Source organism: Leptotrichia hofstadii (assembly GCF_007990525.1).
GTDB lineage: Bacteria > Fusobacteriota > Fusobacteriia > Fusobacteriales > Leptotrichiaceae > Leptotrichia > Leptotrichia hofstadii.
In genome coordinates this window covers 454,419-478,391 of record NZ_AP019823.1, presented here as the reverse complement: position 1 = coordinate 478,391, position 23,973 = coordinate 454,419, and the positions used below count along the sequence as shown (strand labels likewise).

Sequence of the window (23,973 nt, the reverse complement as noted above, 5' to 3'; positions counted from 1 at the left end):
CTATTAGTATAATTTATTTTTCCAAATAGTCAATACTTTGTAAACAAAATTTTTTAATTTTCCTCATTAATTTCACGAACTACTTCCACTTCATCTTCCATTATATCTTTAAAAACTTCATCCATTATTTCTGATTTCTGTTTCCCTTTAGCAAATTCCTTTTTCGCAATTTTTCCTGAAACAATCGCAAGCTCATATTTATTAGGTATTTTAGTCAATAGTTCATCTATCGTTATTTTTTCTTTTTTCATTTTTAAATTCTCCTCTTATATAATAAAACCACTTCAAAATCACATCTAAGATTCTTTGATCCTATGTTTAATTTTAAAAGGTTTTGAGTATACTTATGAATTAATAATGTTTATCAATTCTTGACAAGACATTTCAATATCATCATTTATTATAGTATAATCGTATTTTTTTTCATATTCCAGCTCTTTTAATGCGTTTTTTAGACGTGTCTGAATAACTTCCTCCGTATCAGTCTTCCTGTCACGAAGTCTTTTTTCAAGAGTTTCCATATCCTTTGTACGAAAAAACACCAATACAGCGTCCTTTTTCTTTTCTTTCGCAATCAATGCTCCTTGCACATCAATTTCCAGAATTACATTCAGCCCTTTGTTCAGGTTACTTTCCACAACTTCCTTCAATGTGCCGTAATAATTTCCATGAACATTTGCATATTCATAAAATTCATCATTTTTTATTTTCTGTTCAAATATTTCCTTAGTTAAAAAAAAGTAGTCTTTGCCATCGATTTCTCCATCTCTTGGCTGTCGAGTTGTAGCTGATATTGATAACGGGATATTCAGTCTATCTTTTACTAATTTTGTGACTGTTGATTTTCCTGAACCTGAAGGCCCTGAAACAATGAATAGTTTTCCTTTCATAAAAAACCACCTTTATTTTTAAGCGAATAAGGGAAATTCATATTCATAAATCTCCCTATTCACCGTTCTTTCTTAATTTTCTTTAGATTTTAGGCTGATGATTATTAAACTTCTGTTTCTTCCGTGTTTTCTGCAACGCTATTCGCTTCTTTGCTTAAAGTTCCCAATGCCTTAATTTCCTGATTTTTAACATCTTCCTGGTCTTGTTCCTCTTCTTCTGCAACGTCATTTTTCAAAACTGCATCCAAATATTTATAATCCTTAAATCCAGTTCCTCCAGGTATTTTCTTACCAATAATTACATTTTCCTTAAGACCTTCAAGTCTGTCTGTTTTACCTTCAACAGCAGCATTTGCAAGAACTTTTGTTGTTTCTTGGAATGATGATGCCGAAATGAAACTTTCTGTATTTACTGCGGCTTTTGTAATACCTTGAATTACTGGCTCATAAGTTGCTGGACGTTTTCCTTTTGAAATTAATATTTCATTTTCACGTTCCACAACTTTCTTATCAATTAGTTCATCTTCTAGGAATAATGAATCTCCAGCTTCCTTAATCTTAATCTTTTGGAACATTTGTTTAACAATTATTTCAATATGCTTGTCATTAACTGCAACTCCTTGCTCCCTATATACTTGCTGTACTGACTCAAGAATAAATTGCTGTGCTTCTACAAGCCCTTTTATTTTCAAAATATCATGTGGTGAAACAGGTCCATCTGTTATTTTCGTACCTTTTTCAATTAACATTTCATTAGTTACAACTAAATGTTCTCCCACTGGAACTGTATATTCTTGAATCAGTTCCCCATTTTCAGGATCTTCAATCAAGATTAATCTCATACCCTTTTTCTTTTTATCTGAGAAAACTACACGTCCTGCGACTTCTGATAAAATGGCTTTCCCTTTAGGATTTCTTGCCTCAAACAACTCTTGGACACGAGGAAGACCTCCTGTAATATCTTTATTTCCTTCTCCAGTTTTCAAGATTTTTGTAATAATTTGTCCTTTTTTTACTGTGTCTCCTTCATTTACCATCAAATATGCTCCATAAGGAACTGCATATTCCACTTTCTTGTCACCTTTTGTATAAATTATGATTCTAGGGTTGACATCGTTACTTTCCACAGGTTTTATTGCTACTTTTTCAGTAACCCCATATTTCACGTCAATATTTTCTCTCACGTAAATATCTCTAAATTCTACTTTTCCTGCCACAGAAGTAATAATCGGTATTTGATAAGGATCAAATTCGACTAGCACTTGCCCTTTCTTAACTGAATCTCCATCTTTCACATGCAAAGTTGAACCTGATGGCACTTCATATCTGTGTTTTCCTATTATCACACGTCCATTTTGTGAAACAACAATTTCTTTTCCTTCATCATTTACAAGTACAGAAATGTCTTTAAGCTTAACTTTTCCAGAAACATCAGCTTTGTAATCAGATTGAACAGATGCTGCCGTTGCTACTCCTCCAGTATGGAAAGTACGCATTGTAAGCTGTGTACCTGGCTCTCCAATTGACTGGGCCGCGATAACTCCAACTGCTTCCCCTTTAAGAATTTCCTTGTGATTAGAAAGATCTAATCCGTAACATTTTTTACAAACTCCTTTTTCCAGTTTACATGTCAAAGGTGTTCTTATTTCAACTTCACGAATATCTAATTCTTCAATCTTCTTAATCAAATCATCCGTTATTAAAGTATTTCTTTTGGCAATTACTTTTCCTTCATGAATTAAGTCTGTTGCCAAGTTTCTTCCATAAATTCTTTCACTTAACTTTTCAATTACTTCTCCGGCATCCATCAAATCTGATACGACAATTCCGTGTTCGCATCCACAATCATCATGATTTACAATAACTTCGTGTGAAATATCAACAAGTCTTCTTGTTAAATATCCCGAATCGGCAGTTCTCAATGCTGTATCGGCAAGTCCTTTTCTCGCTCCGTGTGATGACATAAAGAATTCAAGAATATTAAGTCCTTCTCTAAAGTTGGCTTTAATTGGCATTTCGATAATACGCCCTTGCGTATCTGCCATAAGTCCACGCATTCCACCAAGCTGACGCATTTGTGCAATCGAACCTCTGGCTCCAGAGTTCGCCATCATATAAACTGGATTGAATTCATCCAAGTTATCCATCATTTCCTTAGTTACCTTTGAAACAGCTTCATCCCATATAGCAACTGTTCTTCTGTATCTTTCTGCATCGATAATTTCACCAGATTTATACTGATCTTCAATTTCAGCCACTTCATTTTCAGCTTTTTCCAAAATACTTTTTTTGCTTTCTGGAATTTCCAGATCCTCAATTCCAACAGTAATCCCCGCAAGTGTCCCATAATGGAATCCAAATGCTTTAATTTTATCCAATAATTCTGATGTTTTTTCAAATCCAAATTTTTTATATAATTCAGCGATTAATTTTCCTAATTCACCTTTACCAAAAGTCTTCGTGTAATCTCTCACTTCTTTTGGAAGCATTGTATTAAACATAAGACGTCCTGGCGTAGTTTGAACCATTTCTCCATCAATTCTCACATTTACAAGTGCGTGAACTGCAACTTGCCCATTTTGATAGGCTGTGATTAACTGATTTTTGTTAGAAAACGATTTCCCTTCTCCCTTAACACCTTTTCTTTCCTTTGTCATATAATAACATCCCATTACCATATCTTGTGATGGAACCGCTATTGGTCTACCACTTGATGGTGCAATAATGTTATTTGTTGCAAGCATCAATAATTTTGCTTCCATTTGTGCTTCTTGTGACAATACTAAGTGCACTGCCATTTGGTCTCCATCAAAATCCGCATTAAAAGCAGAACATACAAGTGGATGAAGTCTTATTGCCTTCCCTTCAATTAATGTTGGCTCAAAGGCTTGAATTGAAAGTCTGTGCAATGTTGGTGCCCTATTTAAAAGAACTGGGTGATTTTTAATAATTTCTTCAATTAATTCCCATACATTTTCGTCTTCTTCTTCAACCATTTTCTTAGCCACTTTTATATTTGAAGCAAGTTCTCTTTTTACAAGTTCTCTCATTAAAAATGGTTTATACAGCTCAAGTGCCATTTTTTTAGGAAGTCCGCATTGATTCATTTTCAAGTTTGGTCCAACGACGATAACCGATCTTCCCGAATAGTCTACACGTTTTCCCAAAAGATTTTGTCTAAAACGTCCTTGTTTACCTTTCAACATATCAGAAAGCGATTTTAATTCCCTGTTATTTTGTGTAACAACTGGTTTTCCACGTCTACCATTGTCAATTAATGCGTCAACTGCTTCCTGAAGCATTCTTTTTTCATTTTTTATTACAATTTCAGGCGCTTTTATTGACATTAATTTTTTAAGTCTTATATTTCTGTTGATTACTCTTCTGTACAAATCATTCAAGTCAGAAGTGGCAAATCTTCCACCATCTAACTGAACCATTGGACGCAAATCTGCAGGAATTACAGGCAGTACAGTCAAAATCATCCATTCAGGCCTATTCCCAGCCTCTATTAAATCTCTTACTACTTTTAATCTTTTTATAATTTTTCTTCTTTTTTGCGTAGAATGTTCTGTATCCATTTCACCTTGCAGTTTTTTCTCCAAATCAAACAGGTCAATTTCCTCAAGCAAGGCTAAAACTCCTTCAGCCCCCATTTTCGCTGTAAACTCGTTTTTAAACTGATTTTCATGCAATTTGTATTCACGTTCAGTCAAAATTTCCCCTTTTTTAAGCTCAGTTTCTCCTGGATCAGTTACAATGTATCTTGAAAAATACAGAACTGACTCAAGTTCCTTCGTACTGATTCCCAATAAAAGGCTCATCTTGTTAGGCGTACCTTTAGAATACCAGATATGTGCAATTGGTGTAGCAAGTTTAATATGTCCCATTCTTTCACGTCTAACTTTTGAAGTCGTCACTTCAACACCACATTTTTCACATACCATGCCTTTGTAACGCATTCTCTTGTACTTCCCGCAGGCACACTCATAATCTTTAGACGGTCCAAATATTCTCTCACAGAATAATCCGTCCATTTCAGGTTTTAAAGTTCTATAATTTATTGTTTCGGCTTTTGTAATTTCACCATACGACCATTCCAAAATCTTTTCTGGCGATGCCAATTTTATTTGAATACTGTCAAAATCTCTTATACTCATTCGTTAAGAGCCTCCTCTATTCTTTAATTCCACTTTTTTTGAAAAGTAAAGTGGGAAAATCTTTTTATATTCCAATTTTAAATTTAAAAATCTGTTTTAATCATTTTTTTCTAAGCATCTACATTCTTATCTAATTCAATTGGTTCCCCATCTTTATCATAAAGAGCCACATCTAGTCCAAGTGACTGGAATTCCTTAATTAACACTCTAAATGATTCTGGAGCGTCTGCTTCTGGCATTGCCTGCCCTTTTACGATAGCTTCATAAGTTTTTGTTCTTCCGCTAATGTCGTCTGATTTAACTGTAAGCATTTCTTGAAGGATATTTGACGCACCGTAGGCTTCCAATGCCCAAACTTCCATTTCCCCAAGTCTTTGTCCACCAAATTGGGCTTTTCCTCCAAGTGGCTGTTGAGTAACAAGTGAATACGGTCCAATTGCTCTGGCGTGCATTTTGTCTTCTACCAAGTGGTGAAGTTTTAGCATATACATACGTCCAACTGTTACTGGATTGTCAAATGGCTGTCCAGTTCTTCCGTCAATAAGTTTTACTTTACCAGTTCTGCTGTATCCAGCTTCTTCCAAGTAATTTTTAACATCTTCTTCACTTGCTCCATCAAATACTGGTGTTGCAATATATTTGTCAATATCTCCAATTGCAAGTCCCAAATGCACTTCCAGAACCTGTCCGATATTCATACGTGATGGCACCCCAAGTGGGTTAAGACAAACATCTATCGGTGTTCCATTTTCTAAATGTGGCATATCTTCGACTGGCAATACTCTTGAAATTACCCCTTTGTTTCCATGACGTCCAGACATTTTATCCCCAACCATTATTTTTCTTTTTTCTGCAATATAAATTCTGATTAGTTTGTTTACTCCAGCTTTCAGGTCGTCTCCATTTTCCTTAGATAATTCAAGCACATCCACAACAGTACCTTTTACACCATGTGGAAGTCTTAATGAAGTATCTCTTACATCTTTTGCCTTTTCCCCAAAGATTGCACGCAGTAATTTTTCTTCTGCTGGCGGTTCAGTTTCCCCTTTAGGAGTTACTTTTCCAACAAGAATATCATCAGGAGTTACGTGAGCTCCTATTCTTATAATTCCATTTTCATCAAGGTTTCTCAAGGCTTCCTCAGAAACATTAGGAATTTCTCTTGTGATTTCCTCGTCTCCTAATTTTGTAGTTCTTGCCTCAATATCAAATTCTTCAATATGAATTGACGTAAACACATCATCTTTTCTAAGTCTTTCAGAAATAAGGATTCCATCCTCAAAGTTATAGCCTTCCCAAGGCATAAATGCCAGTAGAATATTTTTACCTAATGCCAAATCTCCACCTGCAGTAGATGGACCATCCGCAATAATATCGCCTTTTTTAACTTTATCTCCCAAGTCAATAATCGGTTTTTGATGTAAACACATTGACTGGTTAGACTTTTCAAAGTTTAGTAATCTATGGTAATGCTCTTTTCCATCTTCATCAGTTACAATAATTTTTCTCGCATCTACAAAAGTTACAGTTCCAGCTGCTTTTGAAGTGATAACTGCCCCTGAATCCACAGCAACTTTTCTTTCAAGCCCAGTTCCTACATAAGGAGCCTGAGTTTTTAATAACGGTACAGCTTGACGCTGCATATTTGATCCCATTAACGCACGGTTGGCATCATCATGTTCCAAGAATGGAATTAATCCCGCTGAAACAGATACTAGCTGTTTAGGCGACACATCCAGAATATCAACTTTTGATTTGTCAATATGTACGATTTCATCTCCGTAACGGCAAACAACTTCGTCAGTCAGAAAGTTTCCATCTTTATCAATAGGAGTATCAGCCTGTGCGATAAACAGACCTTCCTCTTCATCAGCCGCTAAATATCTAATATCATTAAAATCAGCTTTTCCATCATTTATTTTTACAAACGGAGTTTCTATAAATCCGTATTTATTAACTTTCCCATAAGTTGAAAGTGAAGCAATAAGTCCGATATTTGGTCCCTCTGGAGTTTCTATTGGACAAATTCTTCCATAATGCGAGTTATGAACATCACGCACCTCAAATCCTGCTCTATCTCTTGAAAGTCCTCCTGGTCCTAATGCTGAAATTCTTCTCTTATGAGTCAATTCTGACAATGGATTAGACTGATCCATAAATTGTGACAGCTGTCCACTTCCAAAAAACTCAAGAATTAACGCATTTAATGGTTTTGTATTTAAAAGACTTTGCGGAGTCAGTGTTGTAATATCTTGAATTGTCATTTTTTCTCTGACCATTTTAGACATTTTAAGCATTCCACCTTTTATTTGGATAGAAAGCAGCTCTCCAACACCTCTTACACGTCTATTTGACAAGTTGTCAATATCATCTGTAAATCCTTCTCCACTTACAAGATTCTTTACATACTCAATAGTCTGTAAAACATCCTCTTTTGTCAATACGATTACATCCGCTGGTACATCCAGTTTCAATCTTTTGTTGACTTTATATCTTCCCACATCTGCCAAATCGTATCTTTGAGGATTAAAGAACATCTGTTTAACAAGCGATCTGGCACTGTCCACAGTTACCAAATCTCCTGGACGTAATTTTCTAAACACTTCTATAACAGCCTCATCACTGTTTTTTGTACTATCATGAACCAAAGCATTAGCGATAATTCTATCTTCAGGTTTTACTTCCCAAATGCTTAGTACAGGCACTTTTGCATCAATTATTTTTTGAATAACCGGCATGTCAACAATTTCCTCGGCTTCTGCAACAAATTCCCCTGTTTCCTCATCTAAAATGTCCTCTTTTACAAAACTTCCTTCTAATCTTGAACGTAGAACTTCTTCTAACTCAGTATCTCTATATTTTTCATAAAGTTCTGACAATTCAACTTCTTTTTCTTCAAAAAAGTGACCCATAATTTCCGCATTATTTTGGAAAAAATCTACTGCTTTTAAAAATACAGGTAATAAAACTTTCTTTCTTCTATCAATTTTTACATTTAAAATGTCATTTTTATCAGTTTCAAATTCAAGCCATGTTCCTTTATAAGGGATAATTTTCCCAATAAACACATCTTTTCCTGTCTGAATATTTAATTCTTTGTTAAAAGTGATTCCTGGCGATCTGTGCAATTGAGAAATAACGACTCTTTCAGCACCATTTATAATAAATGTGGCTTTATCAGTCATAAGTGGTATATCTCCGAAATGAACTAATGTTTCCTGAATTTCTCCTGTTCTTTTGTTAGTTAATTTTAGTCTAACTTTTAATTGACCAGAATATGTTTTACCTCTTTTTTTACACTCTAATTCATCGTTTAAAGGTTCGTCATTATCGTGAATTTCATACCATAAGTATTCTAATTTTAATAATCCGTTACTAGATTCGATTGGAAAAATTTCATTAAAGATTGCTTCAAAACCTTTATTTTCACGCTTTTGAGGTGGCACTTTTGTCTGTAAAAAATCTTCATAAGAATTTAACTGAAATTCTAAAAAGTGCGGCATTTCCCCCCTGTCTACTATTTTTCCGAAACTATATCTTTCAATAAGTTTGTTCATTTAAAAAATTCCTCCCTATAAAGAACATATTCTGTTTTAATTCAAAAATTAAACTTTTATCAAAAAAATGTTCTCATAATTTCGATTTGTTATTACATATTACTCAAACAATAATCCAATTACAAAAAATTTAATTATCTCAATAAGCAATCTAAAAAATATCTGATTATCATCCATCTTTACATTGTATCTTCAAACTATTTACTGTAAATCTTTTTATTTTTACAAAGTCTTAAATTCTACTGTTTATTTTATAATTCATATTATATAGCATTGAACAATTTCAAAAGCATTTTGCTATATAAAAAACTAAAAAATAGACTAAAAATACCGTTTTTTTGAAAATTTAAACTTTCATATTTAGTCTTAAAATGAATTATTATGTGCCTAAGCTTTTTAAACTAGGCTAAAATTAAATTTTTTAAAGCATGCAGGCATGTAGAAACGTTTTAATTTTATGTCTAAATTTAAAGTGTTTTACTGTAATTATGAATAATCTATATTGACTTTTATAAAAATTAATACAAAAAAGAAAAATTTCTTTTTTCCAAGTTTTATAGTGGAAAAAGACACTCTCTATATTTTAAGAGTGCCTCCACTATTAATCTGTTTTTTACTATTTTAATTCTACAGTTGCTCCTGCACCTTCTAATTGAGCTTTTAATGCTTCAGCTTCTTCTTTAGCAACTCCTTCTTTAACTGCTTTTCCACCAGCTTCAACTAATTCTTTGGCTTCTTTAAGTCCTAATCCAGTAATTCCTCTTACTTCTTTAATTACTGCTAATTTAGCTGCTCCTGCTGATACTAAGATTACATCAAATTCAGTTTTTTCTTCAGCTGCTGCGCCTCCTGCCACTGCACCTCCTGCAACTGCTACTGGTTGAGCTGATACTCCAAATGTTTCTTCGATAGCTTCAACTACTTCTTTTAATTCTAATACAGACATAGCTTTTAAATCTTCTATAAATTGTTCTTTATTAAATGCCATTATTTTATTTCCTCCTAATTTTTTTCTTGATTTTATTTTATTATTTAAGTTTATTTATAATTTTAAAAATTACTCTGCCGTTGGTTCTCCAGTTCCTTTTTGTTCTGCGACATTTGTTAATGCAACAGCCAACATTCTAACTGGCGACAGCAATCCATAAGCAATTTGACCAAGTAATTCGTCTCTTGATGGTAATTTAGCCAATGCTTCCACAGTTGATACATCAACTCTTTCAGATTCTAGCAATCCACCTTTGATTGTTAATTTATCTTTTAATTTTTTCCCAAAATCAAAGATTAATTTAGATGGCGCAACTCCATCTTCATATCCTAATGCAAATGATGTAGTACCTTCTAACAGATCATCAACATTTGTATCAAATCCTGCTTCTTTCAACGCTATTTTAAATAATCTGTTTTTAGCAACAAAGTACTCTACTCCAGATTCTCTAGCCGTTTTACGAAGTTCAGTATCTTCATTAACGCTGATCCCTTTATAATCAACAAATACTACTGCTTTAGCTTCTTTTAATTTTTCAACTAAACCTTTTACCGCTTCTAATTTTGCTTGTGCTGGCAATTTGTTTCACCTCCTTATAATAAAAACCTCTGAAACAAAAACAATAAGCCCAGAGGTATCATACTATAAAAATATCTATTATTTAATTTTAATATCTATTTATAATAATACTTACCTCGGTAGGGTTTAAAGAACTTGCGTTCTACCTACTGTCTTTGGTTATTTATATATGATTTATATCGTTATAAACCAATATATAGTATTATACTACAATTTTAACAAAATTGCAAGTATTTTTCATTTTTTTTATTAATCTCACAACTATGTTTTTAATCAAGCTAAAATATTTAAAATATTATATTTAAGCTTTGAATTAGTTTGTCTTTTATTAATTTGTTGAGAAAAGAACATTTAAATTACAGTATAAATTACCGAATAGAAAAATCTACCCGGTAATAAAAATTATTATTAAGATTATTTACTATTTAGCTACAAATGCTCCAGCTAATAATGGATCTATTTTAATTCCAGGCCCCATAGTTAATGAGATTGCAACTGTTCTTAAATATTGCCCTTTTGAAGCAGCTGGTTTTAATTTGATAATTTGATCTAATGCAACTTTAAAGTTTTCTACGACAGCTTCTTTTGTAAAGTCAACTTTTCCGATTGGCAAGTGAATCGATCCTAATTTATCAACTTTAAACGCAACTTTTCCTTTTTTAAATTCTTGAACTGTTTGTTCAACATTTGTTGTAACTGTTCCTGATTTAGGGTTAGGCATTAATCCTTTTGTTCCTAAGATTCTTCCTAATCTTCCTAATTTAGGCATCATATCAGGTGTAGCGATTACTAAATCAAAATCTAGCCATCCATTTTGAATTTTGTTAATATATTCGTCATCTCCAGCAAAATCCGCTCCTGCAGCTAATGCTTTGTCAATGTTTTCTCCACTTGTGATAACTAAGATTCTTACAGTTTTACCTGTACCGTTTGGTAATGAAACTGTACCTCTTACTTGCTGGTCAGCATGTCTTGGATCTACTCCCAATCTTATTGCTAATTCCACTGTTTCCACAAACTTAGCGCTTTTCGTGTCGAAAATTAATTCCAACGCTTCTTCTGGTGTGTAAACTTTCATTTTATCTACTTTTTGAGAAATGTCGTTATATCTTTTTCCTCTTTTTGCCATTTATTATTTCCTCCTCTGTGGTAATTGAATTTACTAAATCTCCCACTTATTCTAAATCATTTAAATTTTATTTTTCATTTATTCAATTTTTAAAACTTGAATAATTTTAATTATTCAGAAATTTTAATTCCCATGCTTCTTGCAGTTCCTGCAATAATGTTCATAGCCGCTTCAACTGATCCAGCATTCAAATCTGGTAATTTAGTTTCTGCAATTTCTTGTAATTGAGCTTTAGTTATAGTTCCAGCAACTTCTTTTATAGAATTTCCAGCACCTTTCTGAACTTTAGCCGCTTTTTTTAACAAGTCTGATGCAGGTGGCGTTTTTAAAACGAATGTAAAACTTCTATCTGCATAAACAGTAATTTCCACAGGAATTACAAATCCCATTTTATCTTGTGTCTGTGCATTAAATGATTTACAGAATTCTGCAATATTTACCCCATGTTGTCCTAACGCAGGTCCTACTGGTGGTGCAGGATTCGCTTTCCCTGCTTCTAATTGTAATTTAATCTTTCCGATTACTTCTTTAGCCATCTTTCCTCCTCTGTGGTAATTGAATTTGTTAAATCTCCCACTTTTTCTTTCAAATTAAAATTTCGCTAATTAATATTCTCTAATAATACTTTTGTTTTTTAGTTTTTAATAGTCAATTTTTGCTATTTCTGTATGCTCTACTTCTACAGGAGTCAAACGCCCCAATACTTCAAGCATCACTTTTACTTTACCGTGTTCATAGTCAATTTCTGAAATTTCTCCTTGCTGCCCGTCAAACGAACCTCCTCGTATCGCAACAACTTCGCCAACTTTAAAGTCAATACCGATTCTTGGAGCATTTTCCCCGTCAACGTCCATTCCCACTTTAGCCAGCAAATCCGAGGCTTCTTCATCTGACAACGGTATAGGATCACTTCCAACACCTACAAATCCAGTAACTCCATTGGTATTTCTTATTACATACCAGGCATCACTGTCAACACGGTATCCTAGTCCCAGCTCATTTTCTTCCCTAACAGAACGCATTTCTATCATTACATAGCTTGGAAAAAGTTTTCTTGGAACTTTTACCATTTTTCCGCGTTTTTCTTCCAGCACCTCTTCTTCAGGCACCAAGATTCTAAACACTCTGTCTGTCAAGTCAAGCGACTCTATTCTTTTTTCAAGGTCAGCCGCTACTTTTTTTTCATAGCCAGAATAAGTGTGAATTATATACCATTTTTTCTCGTATACAACTTCATCTTCAATTCTTTCTTTCGTTTCAGTCACTTTACGCGCCTCCTAAAATATTTCTCAAAGCATCACTTATTTTTGCCAGCACAAAATTAAAGGCTGTATCAAAAAGCACTGTATATAATGCTATAAACGCTGTCATCAAAATTACAATCACAGTAACATGATAAACTTCAATTTTATCAGGCCAGTATATTTTTTTATATTCTTCACGTAAATTTCCAAAAACTTCTTTTAAATTAAATTTACTCATGATTTTTCTCCTAGAATGATTTAGGCATTTAATAAGAACCTAAATACTGACTGTATAATCATACAAAATTTGATTACTCTTCAAGATTTCAATCAAATTAATATTTTAAAAAAAAATTCCCATAAAATAAAATGGCAGGCCAGGCAGGAATCGAACCCGCAACTTTCGGTTTTGGAGACCGACGCTCTACCAATTGAACTACTGACCTATCTATTTTTATGAGATTATTTAACTTCTCTGTAAAGAGAATGTCTTTTAAGCACTGGATTATATTTTCTCATCTCTAATCTTTCAGGATGAGTTTTTTTGTTTTTAGTTGTCACATAGTGTCTCAACTTAGTTTCAGTGCATTCCAAAATAACTTGTACTCTCATCGTTTCTATCCCTCCCAATAAAATATTGGTATTACCAGAATAAACTAGCTCATTTATAATATCATACTCTTTCTTTTTTGTCAACACTATTTTTAATCTCTCATACAAATTATTTGACTAATAAAAAAATATATGGTTAAATTATATATAAAATTAATAATTGGGAGGATAGTATGAAAAAACCTATTATCGGGATTTCCAGCAATATACTTGGACTGGAAAAAGGGCTTTTTGCTGGATATAAGCGTGCTTATGTTGATGTTTCCTATATCAATGCCGTAATAAATGCTGGTGGTATACCACATCTTCTACCTTTAAACGAGTATGAGGATGTTATTGAGGAATTTGTAAAAAATGTAGATGGAATAATTTTAACTGGAGGAAATGATGTTTTTCCGCTTCTTTATGGGGAAGAGCCAAAAGAGAAGCTTGGAGAAATATTTCCTGAACGTGATAAATTTGACTCGCTTCTTATCCGTTATGCAATAACTTATAAAAAGCCAATTTTCGGAATTTGCCGTGGAATGCAGATAGCCAATGTTGAATGTGGAGGTTCCCTTTATCAGGACCTTTCCTACAATGAAAATGTTTCAATAAAGCATTTTCAGAAAGCTAGAGCCCACACTCCGACTCACTCCATTACTGTGGCAAGCAACTGCTTTTTAAGCGACATTTATCCTGAAGGAATTGGATTTATAAACAGCTACCATCATCAGACAATAAATAAGCTGGCACAAGGATTTGTTGTAACGGCAAAAAGTACAGACGGAGTAATAGAAGCAATTGAAAATATTTCAGATGAAATTTTTATCGTTGGAGTTCAATGGCATCCAGAAATGATGGCAATTAATGATGAAACTGCACAAAAGTTATTTAAAAAATTTGTAAATGAAGTAAATTCAAGGAAGAAAAATTAATTTAATAGAAAAAAATCATAGCCTATTTAACTATGATTTTCTTTTTTTATAAATATTTTTTCTAATTAACAAAGTGTTTCTTCCACTTTTTTACTTAATTCTGCTACGTATTTATCAACAATTTTTTGGCTTTCTGCTTCAACCATTACTCTTATAAGTGATTCTGTTCCCGAAGCCCTTACTAAAATTCTACCTTTTCCAGCGATTTCTTTTTCCTTTGCCTTAATAAAGTCAATTAATTCCTTATTTGTTTCCCAAGTTGCTTTTTTCTCTTTTGCAACAAAGATATTCTTAGAATCTTGAGGCCATAATTTAATTCCTTTTACAAGTTCATGCAATGTTTTTCCACTTTCTAAAATAGCTGCAACAAGCTGAATTGATGATAAAACTCCATCTCCAGTCGTGTTGTAGTCAAGCATCAGAATATGTCCAGACTGCTCCCCACCGATGTTCAGTCCATATTCCTTCATCTTTTCAAGAACGTATCTATCTCCAACATTTGCACGAATTAATCCGATTCCCTTTTCATCCAAGTATTTTTCAAATCCCATATTGCTAAGAACAGTTGTCACGACCTTATTGTCGTTCAAAAGCCCTCTCTTTTGCATATATTCAGCAATAATCGCAATAATCAAATCTCCATTTATAATTGCACCAGTATTATCGACAGCAATCAGCCTGTCAGCATCTCCATCATAAGCAAGCCCTAAATCAGCCTTATAAACCTTGACAACTTCTTGAAGAAGTTCTGGATGTGTAGATCCGCAATTCACATTAATATTTTTTCCATTTGGAATATTATTAATTACGATAACGTCCGCTCCTAAATTTTGAAAAACTTTTGAAGCAACTCTATAAGCGGCTCCATTTGCTGTATCAATTACAATTCGCAATTTTGAAAAACTAGTTTTTACAGTAGAAGTAAGGTAATCCAAATAGATTCTCATATCATCTTCCACATATTTAAATGTTCCTAAATCATCACCTGGGACTTGATGTTTTAAAAGTTCATCTTTTTTTTCCATTAATTTTTCAAGTTCCTCTTCAACAGAATCAGGCAGTTTATAGCCATTTTGACTGAATATTTTTATTCCATTGTCCTTTACAGGATTATGTGAAGCTGAAATCATAATTCCTGCGTCAGCCTTTAATTTTCTAGTTAAATAGCAAACTCCTGGAGTAGGCAGCACTCCTACAAAGTCAATATTCACACCCATAGAATTTAATCCGGCAGTAAGCGCTGAACGAATCATATAACCTGAAATTCTTGTGTCAGTTCCAAGAATAATTTTTGGCTTGCCAGCTTTTTTTCTATGTTTTTTTAAATAATATCCAAGAGCAAGTCCTAGACGGGTAACTAAGTCGATTGTCAAGTCTTTGTTGGCTTCCCCTCTCATTCCATCGGTTCCAAAATATTTTCTAGCCATTATACTTCCTTCCTATTCTTTTTATTTTTTCTTTTATTTTCTTTTTCGCTTTCTTTTTTTAAAAAACTGAAAACAGCCTTTTTTTCCAATTTGTTCTTTTTGACATTTTTTGCCGTTTCTTCTGAAACAGCTGTATCAGTTTCTCCAATTGGCAGTACAATTGAAATTTCCGTTCCCTTATTCATTTTGGAATTAATTTCAATTCTTCCATTATGAATCTCTACAATCCGTTTTACTATCGCAAGTCCCAGTCCAGTTCCACCAGTTGCCTTTGTTCTCGACAGGTCAACCCTGTAAAATCTGTCAAAAATTCTTTTTGCATCTTCATCAGAAATTCCAACTCCCTCATCTTGAATTGAAATCCAGCCAAATCCATCTTTTATGAAAGATTTTATATAAATATTTGTGTTTGGTTCTGAATATTTTGCAGCATTTTCAATTAAGGCTCTGATTGCCTGCTGAAGCAATGTTTCATCTCCTTTAATTTTATAATTTTCTCCCATTTCCAGATGAAAACTATGCGTTTTAGTTGAAACTACTGTATCAGAATGAATCTGATGCACCATTTCATTTGCATCAATATCTATAAATTTTGTATTAATTTTTGTAATCTCACCTTTAGCCAAAAATAAAAGTTTTTGGATTAAATTACGCATATTGTCAGTTTCACTTATTATCGAATCAATCGATTCCACAAAGATGTCAATATCAGCAGTTCCACGTTTTCGTATAATTTCCGCATAACCTTTTATTATTGCAAGCGGTGTACGCAGTTCGTGTGAAGCGTCTGATACAAATTTCGTCTGATTTTCAAATGAAGTTTCCAGCCTATCAAGCATTTCATTTATAATAAGCGTCAAATTCTGCAGCTCGTCTTCCTCTTTTGGTATTTCTATTCTCTTGCTCAGGTCATCCGTTGAAATGCTTTTTGCCGTTTTTATTACATTATTAATCGGCTTTAAGATTCTTCGGCTCATTATCTTTGAAACGATGATTGTTATGACAACTCCAATTATAGTAAACAGGATAACAAGATATTCCAGCCTTTTATAAATTTTATTTTCCTGCGTTACATTCTTTAAAGTATAAATATTAAATTTATAATTTTTTATTTCACGGCTTACCTTGAAGACAAAATATTTATTTTTTTCAATATTTATTATTTTCCCATCCGAAACGTTATCCTTTAAATTATAGCTTTCAAGCAAATCAACCATTTTTTCGTTGGTCATGGAGGCTTCTTCCGTATCTGTATCTCCAACCGTATTAATAGGAATTACCGAATCCTTGTTCTGCTTTATTTCAAGAACATACAGATAATTCTCTTCGCCAGGATTAAACGGCTTTACGTGGATGACTTTCTTTCCTTCCACAATTTCAGGATTAAAATCAAGTGTAAGAACATTCGTCTTGTCAGAAAAAATTCCAACTTTATCCAGAAAACTGTTTATTTCCTCCATTTTACTGCCTGCAGAAACTTCAAGCATTTTATTTGACTGCCTTTGCAGTGAATAAACAAGAATAATATTAGAAACTAATATTAATACCAAAAATAGAAGAGCGTAATTTGCTGAAATACGATCTTCTAATTTTAAATTTTTCATTCTTTACTCCTTATTTAAAAATAAATCCAATTCCTCTTACAGTCTGAATAAATTTTCTCTCATAAGGTCTGTCAATTTTATCTCTTAAATATTTAATATACAAATCAAGAATATTATCATTTCCGATATAATCAAATCCCCAAACTTCTTCCAAGATTTTATCTCTTGATAGAACAATACCTTTATTTAACACTAAAAAATCAAGTAATTCAAATTCTCTTTTTGAAAGTTGAATTAGATTTTTTCCGTATTCTCTGAACACTTCATAAGTTGAATAGTTAATTGTCAAATCTTCAAATTCAAATATTCCTTTATGAACAACAGATTTTTTAGTTCTTCTAAGAAGAGCTTTTATTCTCGCAAGCAATTCTTCATTTGAGAATGGTTTTGTCATGTAGTCATCTGCTCCATAGTCAAATCCAACTACTTTGTCACTAATTTCATCTTTTGCAGTAAGCATAATGATAGGTACTTGTGAAGTTTCCCTTATCCTTTTACATACTTCCATTCCACTCATCTTAGGAAGCATAACATCTAGCAAGATGATGTCATACGAACCATATTTTGCCATATTTAGACCTTCTTTACCATCGTATGCAAAAAATACATCAAACCCTTCAAATTTTAATTCGATTTCAAGTAATCTCGAAATTTTAGGATCATCTTCAATTACTAATATTTTTTCTCTCATAATTATCTCCAATTCTATTTTTGTTTTTAAATTTATAATTTTCAATCTTCTCATTTAAAAAAATAAAAAGTTTCTAAATATATAGATAATTATAACCTATTTTTTTTGATTTGTATAGTATTTTATCTTTTTTTTATTATAATTTTTAGTGAACATATAGTTTAGTTATCATTAAAAAATATGGTGTTCTGAATATTACCCTTTTTTTTAGTTAAAATTATTGTTAAATTAAAGTTTATATTTATTAAAATTCAGCAGTGTCCATATCACTGTCAGACTGTCCTTCAGGCAGTTTAATTCTAATTAAATCCATCGGTCCCATTTCCACATCAGTCTCAATAATAGCGATTGTATTTGGATTTACATATTCTTGAAATTCGTTATTTTTTGTGTTTAAAAAGTTTTCTACTTTGAATTTAACAGCATCTCCAATTGGACGTACCAATTCCAAAGTTTCAGTTGCATAAACTTTATTTCTTATCTGAATTTTATATTTATTTGTATCAACTTTTTCAAGTACATTTGCAACAAGTCTATATGTTTGGCTATAAGAAAGTCCTGTTTCATAATTTTGATCCTTTTCAGAAGTCGGTCCTAAATAAAATCCATTTGAATATTGTCTATGGCTGATTGTTTTAAGTTCCTTCAGCCAGTCTGGATCATATTTGTAATTTCCTGAATAATAATTATCCAATGCTCTTTTATATTGTTTTACTACTGTTGAATTGTAGTAGATACTTTTCATTCTTCCTTCAATTTTTAATGAATCCACACCAGTTTCAAGAACTTTGTCAATAAACTCGATGGAACATAAATCTTTAGCGTTAAACATATATGTCCCTTCTTCATTTTCTACAATATCGTGAGCCCCAGTTTCCTCATGCCCTTCCGCAATTACCTTATAATTCCAACGGCAATCCTGTGCACAGATTCCACGGTTTGCATCACGGTTTGTAAAGTAGTTGCTTAATAGGCATCTTCCTGAATAAGCCATACACATTGCTCCATGAATAAATACTTCAATTTCCACATCAGGTACTTTTTCACGAATAGTTTTTATTTCTTTTAACGACATTTCTCTAGCTAAAATAACTCTTTTTGCTCCCATATCCTTCCAAGTTTTTACACTCATCCAGTTTGTATTATTTGCTTGAGTACTTACATGAATTTTCATATTCGGAGCATGCTGCCTAACCATCTGGAAAACTCCTAGATCAGCCACAATTACCGCATCCACGCCAAATTCATCAAGTTTTTTTATAAATCTTGGCATATATTCGATCTCTGTATTATGTGCAAAAATATTTAGTGTAACATATATTTTTTTACCTAAACTGTGAACATAGTCCACGGCTTCCTTTAATTCTTTATTTTTAAAGTTTGAAGACATTCCTCTCAAGTTGAAAGCGCTTCCTCCAACAAAACAGGCATCAGCTCCAAAATGAAAAGCTGTTTTTAACTTTTCCATATTTCCAGCTGGTGCCAATAATTCTACTCTTTTTTTTGTTTCCATTTTTTTATTTTCTCTCCTTAATTTTTCTTTTTCTTTATTTTTATTATTCAGCAGGCGGTACAAATTCATCGTCTACAACGTTTACAAACTGTTGATAGCTTGGTCTAAATCCTAATTCTATAGTTCCAGTCGGCCCGCTTCTATGTTTACCAATTATTAGTTCCACTTTTTCAAGTTCATTTTCATTATCTTTTGGGACTTCCTGTGATGCACTTAGATATTTTGACGGAACATTCATGTTGTCTACTTCAGGAGCAGTGTCTTTATGATAGTATTTATCACGATATAAAAACATTACCATATCTGCATCCTGCTCGATTGCCCCTGATTCCCGCAAATCTGACAAAATTGGTCTTTTATCCACTCTCTGCTCTACTCCACGTGATAGCTGTGAAAGTGTTACAATTGGGATATTCAGCTCTTTTGCCAATATTTTTAATGAACGTGAAATTTCAGATATTTCCTGTTCCCTGCTTTTTCTTGAATTTTCAGATGGATTAATTAACTGCAAGTAGTCAATTAACATAAAGTCTAATTTCCCTTCGGATTTTAATCGCCGTGCAGTGGCCTTTATTTCCAACATTGTCACACTTGAGGAATCTGAAATATAAATTGGCATTTCAGAAAGCCGACCTAATCCGCTTCCCAGATTTACAAGTTCTTCTGGTGTCATCGTGCTGTCTTTTAGAGCTTTTAGCCGTATTTTTGCCTCACTCGCTACAAGCCTGTCAAACAATTGCTCATTTCCCATTTCCAAACTGTATATAAGTACTCCTTTTCCCTGTCGTGCAACATTTATAGCCAAATTTAAGGCAAAAGCTGTTTTCCCCATGGCAGGACGTGCCGCAAGAATTAATAAGTCAGAGCCATGAAACCCGCTGGTTATGCTGTCATATCTATCAAATCCCGAAGAAATACCAGTTATCTTGCCTTTGCTCTCACTATAATTGTCCATTTGTGTAACTTTGCCTTGAACAAGCTCAAATAAAGGGACAATGTCCTTTTTCTGCTTAGATTCAGCAATTTTAAAAATCATGCTCTCTGATTTATCTAGCATTTTATCGACATCTTCGTAACCACGCACAGCCATTTTGACGATCTCTTCCCCAATGCCTATTAATTGCCGCTGTATAGATTTATCTTTTACAATTTGAGCGTAGTTCATCGCATTTGCAGCAGTCGGCACAACTTCCGTCAAATCGTAAATAATGTCCTCGCCCCCAACTTCATCCATCATTTCCTGCTTTTTCAGCGATTCAATAATTAAAAGCACATCAATTATTTTCCCAATATTATAAGCCTTTACCATTTCTGAGAAAATCAGCTTATAATTATTTTTGTAAAAGTCCTCAGATGTTACAATATCGACAACATCTCCAATAACATTAGGATTTATAAAGATAGATCCAAGCAAAGCCTCTTCAGCTTCAATACTAAACGGCTTACTGTTTTCTTCTTCTTCTAAATCATACAATCCCATTTTTAAAATTTCTCACTTTCTATAAAATTCCCATTTAAAAATCAAAACTAGAAGCTATAATATTATAAATGTGCTTGATAATTTACTGTTTTTTATTTTTATAAGGGGGCAAGCCCCCCCTTTTGTCAATATTTTTTTATAATCATATATTTACCAAACGAATTTCTTCTATTCTGATTTTACTAAGTTTGAATATAATTTAAGTTATTTCGCTTCAACTCTAACTTTTAAATTTGCTTTAACTTCAGAGTGAAGTTTTAATTCTACGTTATGCACTCCAATTTCCTTAACTTTTGAATTAGCAGAAACTTTCTTTTTATCAATTTCAACATTTAACTGCTCCTTCAATGCCTCTACAATTTCCTTTGCCCCAATTGAACCAAACACTTTATTATTTTCTCCAGCCTTCACTTTTAGAACAATTTCTTTGTCAGCCAAGAATTCTTTTAGTTCATTTGCGTTTTTCACATCTCTATCATGATTTTTTTGAATTTTTTCATTTTTTGCCTTCAATTTATTAACATTCTCAGGAGTTGCGAGTATTGCCTTATTTTTATTTAATAAAAAGTTATTTGCATATCCATCTTTTACTTCCACAATTTCATCTTTTTTTCCGACACCTTTTATTGTTTCCTTCAAAATTACTTTAATTTTCATATTTAATCATTCCTTTCTTTGTTTAAATTTTTTTGTTCAATATTTTAACATTATTTTTTTTCCAAAATCTCTCCATCAAAGAACTTGACTGCATTCTGCAAAAATTTATCCTCTTCATTTTGTGAATCTTCACTTTCGAGAAAAGTTTGTATCATAATATCTGAATTACAAATCTGATTAATAACTGCTTCAATTTTCGGCTTTTTCTCGGGCAGTAAAACTTGTTCGCTGTGAAATTTTTGATTTTTGGGGAATTTTATATACAAAACTCCATTTTCCACTCTATCTGGGCTGCTTTCTATCGCTAGTGCCCCCAGCATAACGCTTACCTTTTTTATTCCAGCCAAAACTTTTTTCCAATTTTCAGTAAAAATTGAAATATCATAATCTTTTACAGTTTTTTCCATATTTACAGGTTCGGAAATTCCCATAGAGCCAGCCTTCTGATTCACAATATTAGCATTTTTCATAACTTGGCTTAATACTTTTTCATAAATGCTGTTTGACATATCTTTCATATCGTTTTTATTAAAAGCAGGCATGCTTTCGCTAGAATTTGCACTTTGGGAATTTTTCTTCTTCTTTTTGTAAAGCTCGTGGATAAGCACATAGCCAAGCAGCCTTTTATCCTCTTCATACTTAAATTCATTCAAGGTAAAAAAAATCGCACTTATCGTATCCAGCAGAAAATTTACTGATAAATCCGTTTTTTTCCTAAACTGCTCTTTTAAATAATACGAAAAATCCTTTAAAAAAGTTTCGATAATAAGTCCGTCTTCCCAGATTTTATCAATAAAATCAACTAATTTTTCTTTATCGCCTTCTTTTACCAGGTTTAAAAATTCTTCCAGAATAACGTCAGGCACAACTCCCAAAGCATTCTGCGTCTTTGTAATATCAATTTCTTCATTGTTGAAGTTTGACACAACTTGCTCAAATATGGAAAAACTGTCCCTTGCACTTCCTTCAGACTTTCGGTAAATCAAATCAAGACTTGCATCGTCAATCTTAATATTTTCCTTTTCAGCCACATTTTTTAACAATTTTTTTATATCTTCCTTATCAATTGGCAAAAAATCATATCGCTGACACCTGGAAATAACTGTATCTGGAATCTTGTCAATCTCGGTAGTCGCAAGAATAAATATAACATGTGAAGGAGGTTCCTCTAGCGTCTTCAAAAGCGCATTAAAAGCCTCTTTTGTAAGCATGTGGACTTCATCAATTATATATATTTTTTTTCTTCCTTTAACAGGCTGATAATTTATTTTTTCCTTCAGTTCCCTAATTTCATCAATCCCACGATTAGAAGCCGCATCAATTTCAATCATATCCATAGAAATCCCTTGAGAAATTTCACGGCAGTTTTCACACTCTCCACAAGGATTATCTGTCACATCTTCACTATTCAGGCAGTTTACACCTTTTGCAATAAGCCTTGCGATAGTTGTTTTCCCAACTCCACGTGGCCCTGTAAACAAGTACGCATGCGAAAGTTTATTTTCCCTCAAAGAATTTTTTATTGCCCTTAACACAAATTCCTGCCCTGCAATTTCATCAAAGTTCTGAGGCCGATATTTTCTATATAAAGTAATATTCAATGTTCTCACCCTTTTTTATTGCTATCTGATATTATAGCATTTTTAAAATGATTTGTGAACTGCTGGAAAAAGTCAAAAATTTTTTCTTGAAATCAAAAAACAAAAATGATAATATAAACCATAATCAAAATATTTTAAAAACAAAGTATTTTACCATAAAAACAATAGATAGATAGAAGGTTAGAAATGAAAATAGAAGATTTATCACTTTTTTTAACAAAAGTTTCACTATTTAAAGGATTAAATTCCGAAGAAATTGCAAATTGCCTGACAAAAACTGATTTTGAAATAAAAAACTATAAAAAAAATGAAACCGTGTTCTTTCGTGGAGATGCACTGAAGAAAGTAATAATTATTATTGGGGGAACGGCACATGGAGAAATGCAGAAATTTAACGGAGATACAATCATTATTAATCAGATGAAATCTGGAGAAGTGCTGGCGTCAGCTTTTCTATTCGGAAAAGACAATATTTTTCCAGTTGACCTCGTAACTCTTGAAAACTCCAAATTCCTATTTTTCAGCAAAGAAAAATATCTGAATCTGATTCAAACAGACAAAAGGCTTCTGCTTAATTTTATAAACGAGATTTCCAACAGAAGCCAGCATCTCTCAAAAAGAATATGGTTCAACTTCACTCATAAAACAATTGAAGAAAAAATACTCAGCTATATAAAGGAAAATTCCGAAAACGGCAAAATCAAATTTCTTCCCAGTATTTCGGCACTGGCAAAACGTTTTGAAGTAACCCGCCCCGCATTATCAAGGGAAATTTCCAATTTATGCAAAAGAAATATCCTAACAAAGGGAGAAAATGGCATTTACCTAATAAATTCCACTAATCTTATTGAAAAGAATATTTGACATTTTTTTAGATAACGGTTATAATAAATACGTAATAAAGGTCAATAAAACAATTAAATC

20 protein-coding genes, 1 tRNA gene and 1 other annotated feature are annotated in these 23,973 nt (G+C 32.7%); of the genes, 2 read left to right on the top strand and 19 right to left on the bottom strand.

Translation table 11 applies throughout. From position 1 onward, the window contains the following. Positions 1–53: 53 nt before the first annotated feature. The 12 genes from rpoZ to rpmG form a co-directional block, all read right to left on the bottom strand. Entirely contained in the window at positions 54–251 is a 198-nt protein-coding gene (gene rpoZ / locus FVE77_RS02350; protein ID WP_006805115.1) for a DNA-directed RNA polymerase subunit omega, read from the bottom strand. Positions 252–344: 93 nt separating this feature from the next. Beyond that, positions 345–890 carry a guanylate kinase gene (gene gmk / locus FVE77_RS02345; protein WP_026745368.1) on the bottom strand — a complete coding sequence of 182 codons (546 nt, stop codon included), beginning with the start codon at positions 888–890 and terminating at the stop codon, positions 345–347. A gap of 104 nt (positions 891–994) precedes the next feature. After that, on the bottom strand, positions 995–5,050 hold the full coding sequence (gene rpoC / locus FVE77_RS02340) for a DNA-directed RNA polymerase subunit beta' (RefSeq protein ID WP_026745367.1): 4,056 nt from the start codon (positions 5,048–5,050) through the stop codon (positions 995–997). Between the two features lie 110 nt (positions 5,051–5,160). Further along, entirely contained in the window at positions 5,161–8,607 is a 3,447-nt protein-coding gene (gene rpoB / locus FVE77_RS02335; RefSeq protein ID WP_026745366.1) for a DNA-directed RNA polymerase subunit beta, read from the bottom strand. A gap of 616 nt (positions 8,608–9,223) precedes the next feature. Continuing rightward, positions 9,224–9,595 (bottom strand): 50S ribosomal protein L7/L12, encoded by a 372-nt coding sequence (rplL, locus tag FVE77_RS02330; protein ID WP_026745365.1) that lies wholly within the window; start codon positions 9,593–9,595, stop codon positions 9,224–9,226. Positions 9,596–9,664: 69 nt separating this feature from the next. Continuing rightward, positions 9,665–10,174, bottom strand: a complete 510-nt coding sequence (gene rplJ, locus FVE77_RS02325; RefSeq protein ID WP_026745364.1) for a 50S ribosomal protein L10 — start codon at positions 10,172–10,174, stop codon at positions 9,665–9,667. Between the two features lie 11 nt (positions 10,175–10,185). Next, positions 10,186–10,351: a sequence feature (ribosomal protein L10 leader region), on the bottom strand. Positions 10,352–10,595: 244 nt separating this feature from the next. Then, entirely contained in the window at positions 10,596–11,303 is a 708-nt protein-coding gene (gene rplA, locus FVE77_RS02320; protein WP_026745363.1) for a 50S ribosomal protein L1, read from the bottom strand. A 110-nt stretch (positions 11,304–11,413) separates the two neighbouring features. Next, positions 11,414–11,839 carry a 50S ribosomal protein L11 gene (rplK, locus tag FVE77_RS02315; RefSeq protein ID WP_006805107.1) on the bottom strand — a complete coding sequence of 142 codons (426 nt, stop codon included), beginning with the start codon at positions 11,837–11,839 and terminating at the stop codon, positions 11,414–11,416. 105 nt (positions 11,840–11,944) lie between these two features. After that, positions 11,945–12,568 (bottom strand): transcription termination/antitermination protein NusG, encoded by a 624-nt coding sequence (gene nusG / locus FVE77_RS02310; RefSeq protein WP_006805106.1) that lies wholly within the window; start codon positions 12,566–12,568, stop codon positions 11,945–11,947. Between the two features lies 1 nt (position 12,569). After that, positions 12,570–12,785, bottom strand: a complete 216-nt coding sequence (gene secE / locus FVE77_RS02305; RefSeq protein WP_006805105.1) for a preprotein translocase subunit SecE — start codon at positions 12,783–12,785, stop codon at positions 12,570–12,572. Positions 12,786–12,917: 132 nt separating this feature from the next. Continuing rightward, positions 12,918–12,993 (bottom strand) — tRNA-Trp (locus tag FVE77_RS02300). Positions 12,994–13,009: 16 nt separating this feature from the next. Beyond that, positions 13,010–13,159, bottom strand: a complete 150-nt coding sequence (gene rpmG / locus FVE77_RS02295; protein WP_006807173.1) for a 50S ribosomal protein L33 — start codon at positions 13,157–13,159, stop codon at positions 13,010–13,012. Positions 13,160–13,332: 173 nt separating this feature from the next. Between rpmG and FVE77_RS02290 the strand changes: the two genes are divergently transcribed. Then, entirely contained in the window at positions 13,333–14,076 is a 744-nt protein-coding gene (locus FVE77_RS02290) for a gamma-glutamyl-gamma-aminobutyrate hydrolase family protein (RefSeq protein WP_026745361.1), read from the top strand. A 65-nt stretch (positions 14,077–14,141) separates the two neighbouring features. Here FVE77_RS02290 and glmM read toward each other — a convergent pair whose 3' ends face one another. From glmM to dnaX, 7 genes are all read right to left on the bottom strand, one after another. Further along, a complete protein-coding gene (gene glmM, locus FVE77_RS02285) occupies positions 14,142–15,503 on the bottom strand; it encodes a phosphoglucosamine mutase (RefSeq protein WP_026745360.1) in 1,362 nt (453 codons plus the stop codon). Beyond that, the gene (locus FVE77_RS02280; protein ID WP_026745359.1) at positions 15,503–17,107 is read right to left on the bottom strand and encodes a sensor histidine kinase; all 1,605 of its coding nucleotides are present in this window, start codon (positions 17,105–17,107) and stop codon (positions 15,503–15,505) included. Before FVE77_RS02280 ends, glmM begins: the two co-directional genes overlap by 1 nt. Positions 17,108–17,117: 10 nt before the next feature. Then, the gene (locus tag FVE77_RS02275) at positions 17,118–17,798 is read right to left on the bottom strand and encodes a response regulator transcription factor (protein ID WP_006805100.1); all 681 of its coding nucleotides are present in this window, start codon (positions 17,796–17,798) and stop codon (positions 17,118–17,120) included. Between the two features lie 244 nt (positions 17,799–18,042). Further along, positions 18,043–19,311 carry a peptidase U32 family protein gene (locus FVE77_RS02270; RefSeq protein WP_026745358.1) on the bottom strand — a complete coding sequence of 423 codons (1,269 nt, stop codon included), beginning with the start codon at positions 19,309–19,311 and terminating at the stop codon, positions 18,043–18,045. 43 nt (positions 19,312–19,354) lie between these two features. After that, a complete protein-coding gene (dnaB, locus tag FVE77_RS02265; protein ID WP_026745357.1) occupies positions 19,355–20,791 on the bottom strand; it encodes a replicative DNA helicase in 1,437 nt (478 codons plus the stop codon). A gap of 204 nt (positions 20,792–20,995) precedes the next feature. Next, on the bottom strand, positions 20,996–21,448 hold the full coding sequence (gene rplI, locus FVE77_RS02260) for a 50S ribosomal protein L9 (protein WP_036087426.1): 453 nt from the start codon (positions 21,446–21,448) through the stop codon (positions 20,996–20,998). A 50-nt stretch (positions 21,449–21,498) separates the two neighbouring features. Continuing rightward, positions 21,499–23,049, bottom strand: a complete 1,551-nt coding sequence (dnaX, locus tag FVE77_RS02255; RefSeq protein WP_026745355.1) for a DNA polymerase III subunit gamma/tau — start codon at positions 23,047–23,049, stop codon at positions 21,499–21,501. Positions 23,050–23,235: 186 nt separating this feature from the next. Here dnaX and FVE77_RS02250 point away from each other — a divergent pair, with 186 nt between their 5' ends. Continuing rightward, entirely contained in the window at positions 23,236–23,913 is a 678-nt protein-coding gene (locus FVE77_RS02250; protein WP_026745354.1) for a Crp/Fnr family transcriptional regulator, read from the top strand. Positions 23,914–23,973: the final 60 nt, after the last annotated feature.

What these genes read in the sequence shown, in the direction of transcription:
- rpoZ (WP_006805115.1), bottom strand. Translation starts at nt 251, where the DNA reads ATGAAAAAAGAAAAAATAACGATAGATGAACTATTGACTAAAATACCT.
- gmk (WP_026745368.1), bottom strand. Translation starts at nt 890, where the DNA reads ATGAAAGGAAAACTATTCATTGTTTCAGGGCCTTCAGGTTCAGGAAAA.
- rpoC (WP_026745367.1), bottom strand. Translation starts at nt 5,050, where the DNA reads ATGAGTATAAGAGATTTTGACAGTATTCAAATAAAATTGGCATCGCCA.
- rpoB (WP_026745366.1), bottom strand. Translation starts at nt 8,607, where the DNA reads ATGAACAAACTTATTGAAAGATATAGTTTCGGAAAAATAGTAGACAGG.
- rplL (WP_026745365.1), bottom strand. Translation starts at nt 9,595, where the DNA reads ATGGCATTTAATAAAGAACAATTTATAGAAGATTTAAAAGCTATGTCT.
- rplA (WP_026745363.1), bottom strand. Translation starts at nt 11,303, where the DNA reads ATGGCAAAAAGAGGAAAAAGATATAACGACATTTCTCAAAAAGTAGAT.
- rplK (WP_006805107.1), bottom strand. Translation starts at nt 11,839, where the DNA reads ATGGCTAAAGAAGTAATCGGAAAGATTAAATTACAATTAGAAGCAGGG.
- secE (WP_006805105.1), bottom strand. Translation starts at nt 12,785, where the DNA reads ATGAGTAAATTTAATTTAAAAGAAGTTTTTGGAAATTTACGTGAAGAA.
- rpmG (WP_006807173.1), bottom strand. Translation starts at nt 13,159, where the DNA reads ATGAGAGTACAAGTTATTTTGGAATGCACTGAAACTAAGTTGAGACAC.
- FVE77_RS02290 (WP_026745361.1), top strand. Translation starts at nt 13,333, where the DNA reads ATGAAAAAACCTATTATCGGGATTTCCAGCAATATACTTGGACTGGAA.
- glmM (WP_026745360.1), bottom strand. Translation starts at nt 15,503, where the DNA reads ATGGCTAGAAAATATTTTGGAACCGATGGAATGAGAGGGGAAGCCAAC.
- FVE77_RS02280 (WP_026745359.1), bottom strand. Translation starts at nt 17,107, where the DNA reads ATGAAAAATTTAAAATTAGAAGATCGTATTTCAGCAAATTACGCTCTT.
- FVE77_RS02275 (WP_006805100.1), bottom strand. Translation starts at nt 17,798, where the DNA reads ATGAGAGAAAAAATATTAGTAATTGAAGATGATCCTAAAATTTCGAGA.
- FVE77_RS02270 (WP_026745358.1), bottom strand. Translation starts at nt 19,311, where the DNA reads ATGGAAACAAAAAAAAGAGTAGAATTATTGGCACCAGCTGGAAATATG.
- dnaB (WP_026745357.1), bottom strand. Translation starts at nt 20,791, where the DNA reads ATGGGATTGTATGATTTAGAAGAAGAAGAAAACAGTAAGCCGTTTAGT.
- rplI (WP_036087426.1), bottom strand. Translation starts at nt 21,448, where the DNA reads ATGAAAATTAAAGTAATTTTGAAGGAAACAATAAAAGGTGTCGGAAAA.
- FVE77_RS02250 (WP_026745354.1), top strand. Translation starts at nt 23,236, where the DNA reads ATGAAAATAGAAGATTTATCACTTTTTTTAACAAAAGTTTCACTATTT.